Source organism: Paraburkholderia sp. SSBN10T, from assembly GCF_056619545.1.
The window spans coordinates 415,957-431,281 of sequence record NZ_JBWQQI010000004.1 but is presented as its reverse complement, the minus strand read 5'-3'; the positions used below and the strand labels follow the sequence as shown (position 1 = coordinate 431,281).

The 15,325-nt window shown below is 64.0% G+C and carries 14 protein-coding genes; 5 read left to right on the top strand and 9 right to left on the bottom strand.

The annotated features are described in order from the left end of the window. Nucleotides 1-12 precede the first annotated feature (12 nt). The gene (locus AC1ECK_RS09020) at nt 13-969 is read right to left on the bottom strand and encodes a L,D-transpeptidase (protein WP_480318088.1); all 957 of its coding nucleotides are present in this window, start codon (nt 967-969) and stop codon (nt 13-15) included. A 307-nt stretch (nt 970-1,276) separates the two neighbouring features. Between AC1ECK_RS09020 and nadE the strand changes: the two genes are divergently transcribed. Next, a complete protein-coding gene (gene nadE / locus AC1ECK_RS09015; RefSeq protein WP_480318085.1) occupies nt 1,277-2,128 on the top strand; it encodes an ammonia-dependent NAD(+) synthetase in 852 nt (283 codons plus the stop codon). A gap of 126 nt (nt 2,129-2,254) precedes the next feature. Here the strand turns inward: nadE and AC1ECK_RS09010 are convergent, their stop codons facing one another. From AC1ECK_RS09010 to AC1ECK_RS08995, 4 genes are all read right to left on the bottom strand, one after another. Next, entirely contained in the window at nt 2,255-2,524 is a 270-nt protein-coding gene (locus tag AC1ECK_RS09010; protein WP_480318083.1) for an RNA-binding protein, read from the bottom strand. A gap of 554 nt (nt 2,525-3,078) precedes the next feature. Then, nucleotides 3,079-3,711 carry a hypothetical protein gene (locus tag AC1ECK_RS09005; protein ID WP_480318081.1) on the bottom strand — a complete coding sequence of 211 codons (633 nt, stop codon included), beginning with the start codon at nt 3,709-3,711 and terminating at the stop codon, nt 3,079-3,081. A 284-nt stretch (nt 3,712-3,995) separates the two neighbouring features. After that, nucleotides 3,996-5,651, bottom strand: a complete 1,656-nt coding sequence (locus tag AC1ECK_RS09000) for a S10 family peptidase (protein ID WP_480318079.1) — start codon at nt 5,649-5,651, stop codon at nt 3,996-3,998. Nucleotides 5,652-5,788: 137 nt separating this feature from the next. Then, a complete protein-coding gene (locus AC1ECK_RS08995) occupies nt 5,789-7,351 on the bottom strand; it encodes a S53 family peptidase (RefSeq protein WP_480318077.1) in 1,563 nt (520 codons plus the stop codon). Between the two features lie 306 nt (nt 7,352-7,657). Between AC1ECK_RS08995 and AC1ECK_RS08990 the strand changes: the two genes are divergently transcribed. Next, nucleotides 7,658-8,164 carry a DUF1993 domain-containing protein gene (locus AC1ECK_RS08990; RefSeq protein WP_480318075.1) on the top strand — a complete coding sequence of 169 codons (507 nt, stop codon included), beginning with the start codon at nt 7,658-7,660 and terminating at the stop codon, nt 8,162-8,164. Nucleotides 8,165-8,275: 111 nt separating this feature from the next. Here AC1ECK_RS08990 and AC1ECK_RS08985 read toward each other — a convergent pair whose 3' ends face one another. After that, nucleotides 8,276-8,596 (bottom strand): YnfA family protein, encoded by a 321-nt coding sequence (locus AC1ECK_RS08985; RefSeq protein WP_480318073.1) that lies wholly within the window; start codon nt 8,594-8,596, stop codon nt 8,276-8,278. A 178-nt stretch (nt 8,597-8,774) separates the two neighbouring features. Next, on the bottom strand, nt 8,775-9,404 hold the full coding sequence (locus AC1ECK_RS08980; protein ID WP_480318071.1) for a LysE family translocator: 630 nt from the start codon (nt 9,402-9,404) through the stop codon (nt 8,775-8,777). Between the two features lie 134 nt (nt 9,405-9,538). On the opposite strand from AC1ECK_RS08980, the gene AC1ECK_RS08975 reads away from it, so the two are divergent. The 3 genes from AC1ECK_RS08975 (at nt 9,539) to AC1ECK_RS08965 (ending at nt 12,199) form a co-directional block, all read left to right on the top strand. Then, entirely contained in the window at nt 9,539-10,003 is a 465-nt protein-coding gene (locus AC1ECK_RS08975; RefSeq protein WP_480318069.1) for an Lrp/AsnC family transcriptional regulator, read from the top strand. Between the two features lie 88 nt (nt 10,004-10,091). After that, nucleotides 10,092-10,325, top strand: a complete 234-nt coding sequence (locus AC1ECK_RS08970) for a hypothetical protein (protein ID WP_480318067.1) — start codon at nt 10,092-10,094, stop codon at nt 10,323-10,325. A 377-nt stretch (nt 10,326-10,702) separates the two neighbouring features. After that, nucleotides 10,703-12,199 carry an FAD/NAD(P)-binding protein gene (locus tag AC1ECK_RS08965; protein WP_480318064.1) on the top strand — a complete coding sequence of 499 codons (1,497 nt, stop codon included), beginning with the start codon at nt 10,703-10,705 and terminating at the stop codon, nt 12,197-12,199. 87 nt (nt 12,200-12,286) lie between these two features. On the opposite strand, the gene AC1ECK_RS08960 is transcribed toward AC1ECK_RS08965, so the two are convergent. Further along, entirely contained in the window at nt 12,287-14,365 is a 2,079-nt protein-coding gene (locus tag AC1ECK_RS08960) for a family 2A encapsulin nanocompartment cargo protein cysteine desulfurase (protein ID WP_480318062.1), read from the bottom strand. Then, nucleotides 14,340-15,272: a family 2A encapsulin nanocompartment shell protein gene (locus tag AC1ECK_RS08955; protein WP_480318060.1), complete on the bottom strand. Its 933-nt coding sequence runs from the start codon at nt 15,270-15,272 to the stop codon at nt 14,340-14,342. The genes AC1ECK_RS08960 and AC1ECK_RS08955 overlap by 26 nt, the downstream gene beginning before the upstream one ends. Between the last annotated feature and the right edge of the window lie 53 nt (nt 15,273-15,325).

Genomic DNA, 15,325 nt, shown 5'->3' with positions numbered 1-15,325 from the left:
GCCTTGTTCGTCTTAATCCGCCGTGTCCGCCTTCTCCGGCACCTTCGCACGGGCCTTGCTGCCCGGCGCCGGCGACCACACAGGACGCGCTTTGCGCTCCGAATCGACCACGACGATATAGCGACCCGCCCAAGGCGTCACCTGGCGATCCGAGTGCAGTACCCACAGCGATTTGCCCGACTCGACCAACGCCTCGTACTCGGCGTCGAGAATCCCGTAGTGATCGAGGAACACGTTCAGCGACGCGGGAATCCGCACGCAGCCTTTCGAATGGCGGATGCCGAGCAACGGTTCGAGCTTGTCGGGGTCCGTGGCGTGCATCTGGAATCGCATCTGCGACATGCCGCCCTTGCCCCACCCCCGTTCGCCTTGCGCCCAGCCGAGATCGAAGATCCGCATGTCGCGTTTGCCGTAGCCGCGAATGCCGTTTTCGTTCATCGTGCCTTCGGCGCGGAAATCCATGTTGTCGGGGGTGTGTTCGAACACACCAAGCGGTGTGATGAAGTGATCGAACTCGCCGGGCCGGCCGGTGGCCACCGGCGACGCGCCGATCATCACCCACGGGTCGGCCGGCGTCGGGCGGAAATAGATGAAGAGCGCCTGGACATTGGCGCTGCGGTCCACCAGCACCACGTACTCACCCGACAGATTTCCCAGTTGAGCCTGTTCGAGCGCGGCCTGGAGCCGTTCGCCATACTCCTGCTGCGCGGCTGCGGGCACTTTCAGACGCCGTGTCACATCGCGGGCGAACGCGGCGCGCAACAGCAGCGCCCGATGCGGATCGACCACGCCCGCCGCGTCCGGGGCCGCGACGGCGGAAGCCGTGAGATCGACCGGCGCGGCGGCCTCGGTCTTCTGCGCCTCAGCCGCAAAAGCCACCCCATACGACAGCACGAATAATGCGGCAATCAATGCGCGGCTTATATTTCCGACGCGTAGCACCCGGTCATCGGCGGTGCTTCGATTCATTTCGCCCCGTTGGATATTTCCCGGTCGAGCAAGCGGGTCAAGCCGTTTCTTATGGTTCATCATGTAATTGAGCAAAACCTGCTTATCATTGAGCGTTCGACGGCTCATGCGACATACATTTGAACACGATCTTACTAAGCACATCGGTTTCTGTCGATCACCGCTCAGGCAGATTCCAGCGGACTGGACCTCGAATATCGGACATTTATGTGACCCGGCGCAAACGGATTTAAATTCAAAAGCCGGCCGCATTTAAACTGCGCCCATCCGTCGAAAGAAAATTGCACACCACTTGCAGAGGAAAAACATGGATCAACACGATTCCGCCGAGCGCCAACGGCACATTGCCGCGGAGATGCACATCAACGACGAATTCGTTGCAGAACTCGAGATCGAGCGGCGCACCGGTTTCCTCGCGCAGTATCTCCGGGCAAGCGGCCTTACGACCTACGTGCTAGGCATCAGCGGGGGTGTCGATTCGACCACCGCCGGGCGTCTCGCGCAGCTTGCCGTCGAGCGCCTGCGCTCGCAAGGTTATGAAGCGCGCTTCGTTGCGGTGCGCCTGCCTTACGGCGTTCAGCAGGATGAAGCGGATGCGCAGCAGGCGCTCGCCTTCATTCGCGCCGATGAAAACCTGATCATCGACGTGAAGCCCGCCGCCGATGCAATGCTCGCCTCGCTGCGCGCGGCCGGCATGCCGTTCGCCGACGCCGCGCAGGAAGACTTCGTGCACGGCAATATCAAGGCACGCCAGCGCATGATTGCGCAGTACGCGGTGGCAGGCGCGCGGGCGGGTGTGGTGATCGGCACCGACCACGCAGCCGAGTCGGTGATGGGTTTCTTCACCAAGTTCGGCGACGGCGGCGCCGACGTGCTGCCCCTCGCGGGCCTCAATAAACGCAGGGTGCGCGCCGTTGCCCGCGCGTTAGGCGCGCCCGATGCGCTCGCGCACAAGGTTCCGACGGCCGACCTGGAAATGTTGCGTCCGCAACGTCCCGACGAAGACGCGTATGGCATCCCCTATGACGCAATCGATGATTTCCTGGAGGGCAAGCCGGTTACCGATGCAGTCCGCGAGACCGTTCTGCGTTTCTATCAGAACACGCGCCACAAGCGGGCACTGCCATACACGCCGTTCGACTGGCCTGCCCAAGCCTGAAGCATCATCACGCGCCAGCAGGCGCCCAATGACGGAAGCGCCAGCCGGGAACGGCCACAAACCGCAGGTACGACCGTAGCTGCCGCCTCGCCACGCTGCTGGTGCAACACCGCAACGCCGCAACGCCTAGCCCGCAGGCGGCGGCTGTTGTTCGCGGAACAATTCGCCGCTCGCCAGCAGCGGCATGCCCCCGAGATGCTTGCCCTGCAATTGTCTGGCGATCACTTCGCCGACATAGGGGCCGTCCGTCTTCAATTCGACCAGCGCGTACGCCTTAGGGGTTCCAATCTCGTGGACAGTCACGCTTTTCGCGTAATGACCCAGCTCATGTGAGAGAAATTCGCGCACTTCCTGCTCGGAGCACGATTCGGCGATGTTCCAGACGAACAGGTTCATAGTCGCAACACCTTAGTGGACACGGCGATCCATACCGCGAATACGAACCGGCTGGAGGCTCGCGCGCCTGCTCGCTTGCGCGGCGGCAGCATGGATCAGTGCGGCTCCGGATACAGTTAATAACAGATATAAGACAGCCATTTGAAAATCTTCCCTTGAATTTCGTCCTGTTATCAGAATACGCAGAATCGTCCGCAGATACGATGCGGCCGATGGTCTTCAGCAGGTTCGATTCCCGCTTACGCGCACCCGCTAACGTAGACCGAACCATGCTGGAAAGCGAAATACTGTGTTGACGGGTTCCGCTCCTCGCGACCACGCAGCGTTCAAAACCCGTGAATGCACTGTACCCGAATAAACGCGCAGACAAATACCTAAACACACGCGCGTTGATCGAGCGGCAATATTTTGAAAAAAGTACGGGGAAAATAAGTCAACGGGGAAACAGTCTGATCGGGGATTCGCGGACTGACACGCGTCAGTCCGCTCTTTTCTGGCCCACCGCGGCGCCGGCCCGGCGCATCTATCGGATTGCGCCGGCGTCTCGCTCTATTTCACGGCTCGCTATCGCGGCTGCTGGTCGCCACGTTGACGCCGCTCGCGTCGCACGAGCTACGGCCGAAGCCGGCATAGGCCGCCGACCAGTTGCCGGCGATCGTCGTCTGGGCGTCGCTCAGGCTCATCTTGCCCGCACAGACGCAGTGTTTGAGATGCACGACGAAGCGCGCCTTGCGGCGTTCACCGCTCGCGCCCGCCCACGGCAGCAGATCGAGATTGGCCGGCGCGTCGGGCGAGCCGCCGAGCAAAACCGGCACGCGCCGGTCGATCGCGTAGTCGGCGCCATCCCCAGGATCAATGCCATGTTGAGCAAGCAAGCGCGCCTTGTGCGCCATCATCACGTCGAAAGGCGGTGACACGGCGTCGGCATAGTCGGGGCGGCAGATCGTCTCGGCGATCGACTGCTGGGTCACGCGCCCGTCGAGCATCGCCGCATTCTGCGCGGCCGCTTGACCGGCGCGCAGCCCGGCAACCACGCCGAGCATGACTACGACACCAATCCGTACCGCGCGCACCGCTCGTGCGGCGGGTACGCCGTCATGACGACAGGCGCCTCTCGACGCGCAACCGGTACTCGATTTTCTGCTGCGCAGCGGTGTGCCGCGCCTGCCTACCTTTCCTGGATTCATTCTTTGGCACGCCAGGCCTTGGCGTGCAATGGTTAAATTCGCAGGACAATTAAAACACATTCACTCTGCGAGAGGAAAATTCGGCCTGCGCGGTTGGCCATTTGAGCAACCCTACCGGCAAGGGCAGGAAGAAATGACCGATGCGCGGCGCGGCCCGACAGTTGGGCGCTGCCGGGGCGCAGGGCGCCCCGGCTTGTGGCCGGCGGGGTTGCGCCCCGCCGGCCCACTGCACCATGCGTGCCGCGCCCCTGCTATCGGGCTAACCGAGCCACGTCCAACGGCTACTAGCTTGCCCGGCGCGCCTGCAAAGCGCGAACCCGGCTCAACGCCGCCGGGTCCGACACCGCTGCCTCATACATCTTCGCCAGATCGGCCTTGAGCGCCGTACGCGAACCGCCGTCGAGATAGACCATGTGCCCGGACGGATAGAAACGTGCCGACAGGTTCTGGCGTACCTGCGGACTGACCAGCGGCATCTGCTGCAAATCGATCACCGTCTGATAGAACGGCGTGACGAAGTCGTAAAAACCGTTCGCCGACAGCACCTTCAGATCGACATTGAGCGCCATCACCGCGGCAAGGTCGCCGGCGGTGTAGAGAATCACGTTGCCCTTCGCGTCTACGCCCTTCTGCGCGCCGGTCGGATCGATATGACTGAAGTCCCAGTACTGGAACGCCTGGTCGTTCAGGTCCGTGAACGACGAGTTCGACGTATAGAGCAACTGCTCGTTGAGATAGACGTTCCACATGGTCGTGTAGACGCCCGTCACCGCCGTCATGGTCGGATCGTTGCCGCCGGAGTTCGGATCGATCTTCCCCGCGATGCCAGTCTCGACAGCGGTCACGCGGCCGTCGTACTCACCGAGCGCGAGGCCCTTCGACTTCAGCAAGGTGGTCAGAAACAGCGAGTTGCCGCGGCTGTCGTAAGCGGCGATGTCGAGGCTCCACGCGAGCAGCGTGGCTTTGTCGATGCCCGTGTATTCGCTGAGCTTCTCGACCGTGGCGTTGTCCGTGGCCGGCACCTTGCGCAAGGCGGCCAGATAGTCGGTGCGCGAGAACTGGGCGACCTCTTCGGCAAAGGCGCCGAGATCGGTCGGAGTGGGCGCGACGCCGAGCTTCTTGTGATACCAGGCGTCGGCCGCAGCCGTTGGCAGCGCGCCAACCGGGTTGCCGGACTGCGTGTAATCGAGAATCGACGACTGCAGCGTAACGCCGTTCAGATCGACACCGTCTTCGTGCAGCATGTAAGCCAGCACGCAGCTACGCGCGGTGCCATACGATTCGCCAAAGAGAAACTTAGGCGAATTCCAGCGATCGTTCTTGGTCAGGAAGCGCTTGATGAACTGCTTGATCGACGTGGCGTCCTGGTCGACACCCCAGAAATCGCGGTTCTTGTTCGGCGCAATCGCCGCCGAATAGCCGGTGCCGACCGGATTGATGAACACCAGATCGCTCTTGTCGAGCAGGCTGTCGGGATTGTCTTCCAGTGAATACGGCGCGGGCGGCGTGAAGCTCGGCATGGACGTCTTGATGCGGCGCGGCGCAAACGAGCCGAGCAGCACGAAGACCGACGACGAGCCCGGACCGCCGTTATAGAAAAACGTGACCGGGCGGGCTTCTTCCTTCTGGTTGTCTTCCGTGAACGCCACGTAGAACATCTTGGCGTTGGGCTGGGAACTGCTCGGATCGACCGTCACCAGATGGCCGGCGGTCGCGGTGTAAGCAATCTTGCGGCCGCCAATCACGATCGAGTGTTTGGTGATCGCGGCGTTCTCGGTCGTATCGGTGACGGAATCGTTGGGTCCGTTACCGTACGCCACCGGATCGAAAAACGGCTGATCTCCCGCAGGGTGCGCCCCCTTCGCGGCCGCCCCGGCGGGAGCAGCATGGGAGTTGTGAGACGACTGCGGACTGCTGGAAGCTGACTCGGTGTTCGTCATGTTCGCTCCGTCGAATTCGGGTACGTCGTTTTTGTCATGTAGGCGCCTAGGAGGCGCTGTCTCAAGCCATGTACCACTGTGCGTTACAACATGCCACAAGCAGGCGCCGGATTCGCCGCGCGCCTGCCAGCAAAACACTATAGTGCCGCCGCGACCTTCTGACCATTGGGGCTGCCAAGCCCGGTACACGCGTCCCAGCCAGCCGACGCGGCATATCCGCCGTTGTTGCCTTGCGTGATGTCGTTAAAGGCACCCGGAGCGGCATACAGCTTTGGATTGATAAAGCCGACCGGCGAGCCCTTGGCCGCATTGATGCGCGCGATCAACGCCGCCCACAGCGGCGCCACCGCGCTCGTGCCGCCCACCACGGTCTGGGAACCGTCGATCAGCACGTCGTAGCCGCTGACCGGCGATGCATCGCCCGCCACGTCGGGCACGCCGCGCCCGGCGAGCGGCGTCTGCACGCCTTCGGCGCTGGTGGAAAACAGGCCCTGTTGCCAGGCGGGCACGGCAAACGCAGTGCTCACCCCGCCACCGCTGGCGCCGCCCTGAGCGCCGTCGTTCCACACCACTTCCTGGGCGATGGTTTGCCCCGAAGCCGTCAGCCTGGTGCCGCCGCAAGCCAGCACATAAGGGCTCGACGCCGGGAAATCCACGACATTGGTGCTGCTCGATCCGTCGGTCGAGCCGCTGTCGCCCGAGGCCACGCAGACTGTCACGCCCATGGTCGCGGCGGCCTGCAGGGCGCTGTTGAACGCCTGCTGCGACTGCGCGGTCCATGAGGTCTCCGGGCCGCCCCAACTGATCGAAATGACCGAGGGCTTGTTGGTCGTATCGTGCACCGCGCGGCTCACCGCGTCGATGAAACCTGTGTCGGTATTGGGCGTGAAATAGACGGCGATTTTTGCGCCCGGCGCGATCGCACCGACCACCTCGACATCGAGCGTCACCTCGCCGTCCGGGCCGCTCGGGTCGCCGGTGGGCTTGTTCTTGCCCTTGTCGACGCCTACCGCGACCACCGTAGGCGCGCTCACGCCAATATCCGAAAAATAGGTTTTCAGGTCGGAGGTCTCGTAGCCGCCACCGAGTTCGATGATGCCGACACACTCGCCGCTGCCGTCGCCTTGCGGGTACTGATACAGCGCGGCAACCTGCAACGGCGTGAACGCGCCCGACTGTTGTTGTGCGGTGGCCGGATGGAACGGCGGCCGAATGCGGAAATGCGGACGCGCCTGCGGCCGGTTGTCCAGTCCAAGCACGGCCGTGACGATGCCCGACAGATTGTCGGGCACGCTGATGACACCGCTGCGCCCGCGGTACTGGCCGATCGAATGATGCTCGTAGTGCTGCAGCTCGACGTCGAACGCGGCTTGAAACTGCGCGATCGTGCCGCCCAGCACAACCGTGCGCGAAGCCGGATCTTCGCGCACCACAGTAAGACCGGCCTGGGCGGCGAATGCCTTGACCTTCGCAATATCCTCCGCGGCCGCACCGAACTCCTTGGCGAAGGCTTCGCGCGACAGGGGTTTGACATCTGGATCGCCTGCTTCGATCTTGCCAAGCAACGCATCGAACTGCGCCTGTGCCGGACGGCGCAGGACGACGTGGACTTCGATCCGTTCCGCCGGATCGCAATGCCCGATGAGTTTTGAACCTTCCGCTACCGCTCGTTCACTTCCTTGCAGGGGATGCTTGGCCATAGTTTCGACACTCCTCGGTGCGCGGCCGTGTGGCTGCGCGTTGATCCCGGCGGGCACGCGCCGCGTGACACAACGGGGTTGCGGCACAACCCGCGCAGGTGACTGGTTGCTGGACATCGTCAAGCCGTCCGACAAATCCATTCGAACACAGTTCCAACGCGCCCGACAGTTGTCCTGATGGCCAGCTCAATGCATGCGTCACACATGTCGCGCTATGATGCTCCAGCGGCAAACCCGCCGTTGCATTGGCCCGTGCGCAAACCTGCACGCGCCGACACGAATCCAAGCGAATCAGAGGAACGCCCCATGTCCATTTCGATGTATCAAGCCTCCGTGCCCGTACTGGTGCGCGGCCTGACCTGCCTGCAAGCCATCCTCGGCAAGGCCGAAGCCCATGCCGCCGAAAAGCAGATCGACCCGTCCGTGTTCATTAGCGCACGGCTTTTCCCGGACATGCTGCCGCTCGTGCGGCAGGTCTACATCACGACGGATACGGCCAAGGGTTGCGCCGCGCGCCTCGCCGGCATGGAGCCGCCCAAGTACGACGACGTCGAGGTAACGTTCGAAGACCTGCAGGCCCGCATTCAGAAAACGATTGATTACCTGAAGGAATTCAATGCCGCGCAGATCGACGGTTCGGAAGAACGCGCGGTCACGCTGAAGATGCGCAGCGGGCCAGTCGAGTTCACGGGACTGACCTACCTGCTGCAGTTCGCGCTGCCGAACTTCTACTTCCACGTCACCACCGCGTACGACATCCTGCGCCATAACGGTGTCGAACTCGGCAAGCTCGACTACCTCGGCGGCCGCTAAGCGGGAGACAAGCGCAACGCCGGCGCAACCCACGCGCAAGGCATGCGCAGCGCGAGCGGAGTCTGGAGCGCCCCTTGCGCTCGCGCCCTTGGGCGGCTCTCGCAGCCGCGCTCAGACACGCGGCTGGAATGCAATTATCCCCATTCCAGTCAGCGTGAAGACGACGCCCGCCAGATCCCAGACCGTCGGGCGCACCTGTTCGACCCACCACAGCCACAGGATCGCCACTGCGACATACACACCGCCGTAGGCCGCATAGACACGGCCTGCTGCCGCGCCATGCAGCGTCAGGAGCCAAGCGAAGACGGCGAGGCTCACGGCGCCCGGCACCAGCAGCCATGCCGAGCCGCCCTCCTTCAGCCAGCGCCAGGGGAGATAGCAACCGAGAATCTCAGCGATGGCGGTAACGACATACAGCAGAAAAGTCTTCATTGATCGACGGGGCGGGTTGGCGGCTGATTGCGGGCGAGCCACGGCACGCTCGGCGCCGTTGGGTTCAGCGCCTTTTTAACACAGTCACCTCGCCGGCGAGTCGATTGCATGGCGGCCTCGCACGCCGGCTGGCTGGTGGACACACCAATACGCGGCCGGCATGCGGGACGGCCGGCGGCTAGTCGAGCGACAGGCGCAGCGCGAAGCCGATCAGGGCGGCGGAGAAGGTCCAGCGCTGCACGGTCTGTGCAAGGGGATGCGAGCGCATCCAGTTTGCAATGCGCGCCGCGCCGATCGTATAGACGGCGTCGAAACACGCGCCGATTGCGACGAGGATCACGCCGAGCTCGACCATCTGCAAGGCGACCGGCCCCGCCTCCGGGCGCACGAACTGCGGCAGCAGCACCGAGCAGAACAGCAGCGCCTTCGGGTTGAGCAGGTTGGTCAACAGCCCTTTGACGAATGCGCTGCGCAACGGCCGCGCTTCGGCCGCCATGGCGCCGCCTGCCGGCAAGGCAAAAACCGGCGAGCGGAAGATCTGCACCGCGACCCATGCCAGGTACACCGCGCCGCCGTAGCGAACCACTTCATAGAGCCACGGCGCGTTGCGCAGCAATGCGGCCACGCCGCAAGCCGACAAGGTCACGTGCGTCGCCCGTGCAATTCCAAGGCCAGCGGCGGTGGCAAAACCCGTGCGGGCGCCGCGCCCAATGCTCGTCTGCAGCAAAAGCGCCATGTCCGGTCCAGGCACGGCGTAGACGACGAACAACGCGGCAATATAGACGATCAGGAGATGCGCGGAAATCATGTAAACCTCACGTTGATAAGGGCTCTATCTTGCTATTGGAGCGCGAGGGATTTCTGGCGAGTTGCGTAGGAAATAACAGAGCGATTAGGGGAATGCGCTACCATATCCGCCTCTGATAACATTTTCCCCTTACGATGAATGACCTCGACAAAGTCGACCGTGCCATCCTTGCCGCGCTGCAGAACGATGGGCGCATGTCGAATGCCCGTCTGGCGGAGATTGTCGGCCTGAGCGAAACCCCTTGCGCGCGGCGCCTCAAGCGCCTCGAAAACGACGGTTACATCGATCAGTACCGGGCCATGTTGTCGCGTTCCGCGCTCGGTTTTGGCGTGGTCGCGTTCGTTTATGTGCGCTTTGCGGTGCACGACCGGGCGGTGGCCACCCGCTTCGAGCGCGAAGTGCAGGCCATCCCGCGCATCCTCTCGTGCCATAACGTCTCGGGTAGTGCGGATTACGTGCTGCAGGTCGTCGCGCGCGATCTGGACGACTACGGCACCTTCATGCGCGACGAGATGCGCAGCCTGCCGGGCGTGACCTCGGTGGAATCGGCGTTGTCGCTGCGCGAGGTCAAGGCGAACGGCGGCTTGCCGCTGATCTGATCCCCTTGCCCGGTGCATGCGCAGGACGCCAGTCATGGCATAGTGACCGGCACGGCGAAGGCGCCGGATGAACCACGGAGTGTTATCGATGAATCACGAACAGGCGCGAGCCGAAGAATCGCGCGCCATGGAGCGCGTGCTGGCGGCCACACAACGCGTGCAGGCGGCGTTCACGTCGCTGCAAGCGCAATTTCCGCCCGCCGGCGAAGGCCGGCCCTCGCAATTTGCCCTGCAGACTTTCGATGCGGCACTGCAGGAACTGGAAGACGCGCAGGCTGCGTTCGACGAATTGCTCGGCGATTTGCTTGACGGCAAGCGCTGAGTGACCTATTGGCCAGATCCCCTGCCTAGCTGCGGCTCGCTTATAGCTAGCGTTAGCCGCGCGGCGGAGCGTCCACTTACTCGAGAGCGGGTCAGCGCGGATTGGGCGGGCGCTGGCGAGCTTGACCGTTAGTTGCCTTTTTGGCGGCACAATTGCGGCCACCCGAAACCGTTCACTCGCCCTTCTTCCGGCCGATCAAACCAGCCAAGCTGCCAAAACGAGCCCGGCTGCAATAACACCCAATTTCTCACTCAAGCAGCCATAACCATCAATACGCAAATCGTTATCACGATTTGTCGTTTCTGCCATAAAGGGCCGCCCTCTACCATTTCCTGTCGTTCCGGCGATGGCCGCCGGAGCATTCACAGGGGAACACCATGGTCGCTCATCATGGCGGAGCGCAACAGATCGTCATCGTCGGTGGCGGCCTTTCCGGTACGGCGCTCGCCATCAAGCTGCTGCGCGAAGCGCGGCAAGCGCTTGCGATCCGTCTTGTCGAGCCGGCCGCGCAACTAGGCCGCGGCCTAGCCTATTCGACCGAGGAGCCCGGCCATCTGGTGAACGGCCCCGCCCTGATCTTCAGCTTGTACCCCGACCAGCCGGAACATTTTGTCGACTGGCTCGCGGCGCAACCCGAATTTGCCGGCCAGTCCCGTGAGGCCGTCGCTCAAGCCTTCGCACCGCGCTGGCGTTATGGCGACTACGTGAACGAAGAATTGCGGCGCGCCCGCCAGCAAGCGGCGCAAGACGTCACCTTCGAACATGTAGAGGCGCGTGTCGAAGATATCGACGTCACCGGCCGCGCCATCGCACTTGCGCTCGATGCCGGCCGTGTGCTGCTCGCCGATCACGTGGTGCTCGCGCTCGGCTTATTCCAGTCACGCCCGCCCTTCGACCCGAGCGGCAAGCTCACGCAAGCGGGACGCTATGTGGCTGACGTGTGGGACCGTCGGCAGCTCGCGGCGCTCGTCGATGCAGACAACCTCGTGCTGGTAGGGGCGAGCCTGACGATGATCGACGCCGTCGTTTCGCTCGACAAGCTCGGCTATCGCGGCACCTACCGCGTGCTGGCGCGGCACGGCCTGACGCCCGTCGAGCGGCGCAATCCCGCGCCGGCGGCCGATCCGTTCGGCAGCGAGGGGCCGCCTCGCAGCTTGCGGCAGGTCGTGCGTGAACTGCGCGCCAAAGCACGCTCCATCGTCGCGCACGGCGGTGACTGGCAAGCGCTGCCCGGCGCGCTCAGGTCCTACACCGCCGAGTGGTGGCGCAGCGCCGCTTTGACGGACCAGCGGCGCTTTTTCCGGCACGTGCGGCCACATTGGGACGTGTTTCTGCATCGGGCGCCGCCGGTCAGTGCGGCGCTGGTCGCGGCGCTGCGCGCGAGCGGCCGGTTGAGCATCGAGGCGGCCACCGTCATCGATCTTGCCGAGTCGCCCGAGGGCGGCGTGCAGGTGCGCTACCGGTTGCGCGGCAGCGATGAAGAGCGCACGGTCCTGACTTATGGGGTCATCAATTGCACCGGGCCCGACTACCGTTGGCATGCGGGCAGCGAGCAGCGCCTTGTGCGCAATCTGTTTGCGCGCGGGCTCGTGCAGACGGGGCCGGTTGGTCTTGGCATCAAGGCCGATAGTGCACTGGCCGCCGTTGCCGCCGACGGCACGGTGTCGCCACACCTGTCGGTGCTCGGCGCGGCGTTGCGCGGCACGATCATCGAACCTGGCACGGTCATCGAGATCGCCAGCCAGACCAGTACGCTAAGCGCCCGCCTGCTGGCCCTGTTGCGTACTGCGCAGGCGCCCGTCACCGCAACCACGCAGGCTGAACATCGTCCTCAAGTTACGGCGCAAGCGGAGGCCGCAAGCGCCGCTCAATGACAAAGAGCCCTCGCGCAACGGACCGATGGTCCATGCACGAGGGCCCTTCTCCCGCGACCGCTACTGTTGCCACGCCTGGCTAGCGCCTTAACGGCGCGCCGACAAACGCCGCACCACCGAGACGAGCGCGTCGACCTCGTCGCAGGTGTTATAGAACGCCAGCGACGGCCGTACGGTCGCCTCGACGCCGAAACGCCTCAGGATAGGCTGGGCACAGTGATGCCCCGAGCGCACCGCGATGCCCTCTTCGTTGAGCGCCTGCCCGACCTCTTCCGTCTCATAGCCCTTCAACACGAACGACAGCACGCTCGCCTTATCCTTCGCAGTCCCGATGAGACGCACGCCCGGCACAGGCTGCAGCACGCTCGTCGCATAGGCGAGCAGATCGTGTTCGTAGCGCGCGATGTTCTCGATGCCCACGCGGTTCACGTAGTCGATTGCCGCACCGAGCCCCACCGCGTCCGCGATGTTGCCCGTCCCGGCTTCGAAACGGTTCGGCGGCGGCTGGAACACGGTGCGCTCGAAGGTCACGTCGGCGATCATGTTGCCGCCGCCCTGCCACGGCGGCATGTCGTCGAGAATCGCGCGCTTGCCGTACACCACGCCGATACCGGTCGGCCCGAACACCTTGTGGCCCGAAAACACGAAGAAGTCCGCATCGATCGCCTGCACATCCACGCGCATGTGCGACACGGACTGCGCGCCGTCGACCAGCGCTTTCGCGCCGGCGCGGTGCGCCATCTCGACGATCTCCTTGACCGGCACGACGGTTCCAAGCGCATTCGAGACCTGCGTAACCGAGACGATCCTGGTGCGCTCGTTCAACAGCTTGCGGTATTCGTCGAGCAGCACCTGGCCGGAATCGTCGACCGGAATCACGCGCAGCTTCGCCCCGGTTTGCGCGGCAAGCTGCTGCCACGGCACGATGTTCGCGTGATGCTCGAGGTTCGAGACGATGATTTCATCGCCCTCGCCGACGTTCTGCACGCCCCAGGACTTGGCAATCAGATTGATCGCCTCGGTCGTGCCGCGCACAAAGATGATTTCGTCGGGCGAGGCCGCGCCGATGAAACGCTGCACCTTGCTGCGCGCCGCCTCGTAGGCATCCGTTGCGCGGCCCGCCAATGCATGGGCGGCACGATGGATGTTCGAGTTCTCGTGGGCGTAGAAATACGCCAGACGGTCGATCACGGCCTGCGGTTTGTGGGTCGTCGCCGCGTTGTCGAACCACACCAGTTGCCGACCGTTCACGCGCTCCGAGAGAATCGGAAAGTCACGCCGGATGGCATTGACGTCGAACGGTGGATGAGCGGAGGCGGCTGCGTTCGGCACGCCGTGCGAGGCACTCGCCGCATCGCGGGGCTGCCGCGCTTCATCGACGAAGTAACGTGAAGCACTGCTGCGCTCGGCAGCGGCATCGTAGGGAAAACGCTGCACCGAAAGCAGCGAACGCAGATCCTCTTCGCCTGGCAGCCCGAACGATTGCGCCGTGACCGGATCGCTGTGCGGCACGACGATATCCTGATGCCCCGGGCCTGCACTGCGCCGGGTATCGGCCTGCTCGTCAAGGAAGTAATACGGCGACACCGTGGCCGGTGCGCCTGCAACCCCGCTTGAGGCCCCTCCCGCCGACGGACGTTGCGCACCATGCCCTTCCGGCACGCCCAATGCCGCGCCACCGAAGCGCGGCTCGAGCGCTGGGGCAATCGTCACCGCGCTATCCGGCAAGCCATTTTGCGCAGCGGCATGCGGCACCAGCGCAGGCACACGGTTGCCGAGCGACAGCACATGCGTCGGCGCGGACGGCAGCAGATTAGCGCCGGCCACCTTGCCCTGCGGCAGCGCCGCCCCCGGCACACCAGTGCCGAAACCGCCCGGACCCGCAAGCGGCGAACCCGCCGGAGCTGGATTACTCGCGGTGGACAGCACAGGCGCCGCCACCGGCAGTGCCGACGCAAACGAGGCGGACGATGTGGCTGAAGCCGCGTCGTTCAGATGGCCCGCGGGCAAACCGGCAGACACCCCGCCACCCGGCAGCGCGGCGAAAAACTCGCCGGCCAGACGCGCGAGCGTCGCCGGATCGGGCAAGCCGGCCGGCAGCGTCTGCGCAACATCGTGCGGCACGCCAACGCCAGCCGGATTACTTGTAGGTGTCTGGATAGTCATGATACTTGCCGATCTCCACGTCATCGAGAACCGCCAGCGCGTCCGGCGAATGCACCGCCAGCGAGCAGTACAGGGAAATCAGATAGGACGCGATTGCATGACTGTTGATGCCCATGAAACGCACCGACAACCCCGGCCCCTGTTCGCCGGCGACACCCGGCTGAAACAGGCCGACCACCCCCTGGCGCTTATCGCCGACACGCAGCAGCAGGATCTTGGTCTTGCCGTCGGCAACCGGCACCTTGTCGGACGGCACCAGCGGAATCCCGCGCCAGGTCAGGAACTGCGAGCCGAACAGGCTGACGGTGGGCGGCGGCACGCCACGGCGCGTACATTCGCGGCCAAAGGCCGCAATCGCGAGCGGATGGGTCAGGAAGAACGCCGGCTCTTTCCACACCTTGGTCAACAGTTCATCCAGATCGTCCGGCGTCGGCGCGCCGGTCAGCGGAAACACGCGCTGTTCTTCGGCGACATTGGCGAGCAAGCCATAGTCAGGATTGTTGATCAACTGGCTTTCCTGCAATTCCTTGATCGTTTCGATCGTCAGACGCAGTTGTTCCTTGATCTGGTCATGCGGGCTGCTGTACAGGTCGGAAATCCGCGTGTGCACATCGAGCACCGTGCTCACCGCATTCAGGAAGTACTCGCGCGGCTGCTCTTCATACGGCACGAAAGTGCGCGGCAACACCGTCTCGTCCTCGCGCTGCGTGCAGGCAGCCCGCACGGCGTCCGGATTCTTGACCTGATTCAGGCGGTAGATCCCCGCTTCGACCGGCACCCACTGGAGCAGATGCGTCAACCAGCGCGGCGTGATCGTCGCAAGTTGGGGAACGGTCTTGGTGGCGTTGGCTAGTTGCCGTGCGGCGTTATCGCTAAGCGCCGTATGGCCGCTCGCTATGGTCGACATATGTGGCTCCGGGTTTGATAGAAGAAAAGCAGAAAAGCTTATGACGAGACGTC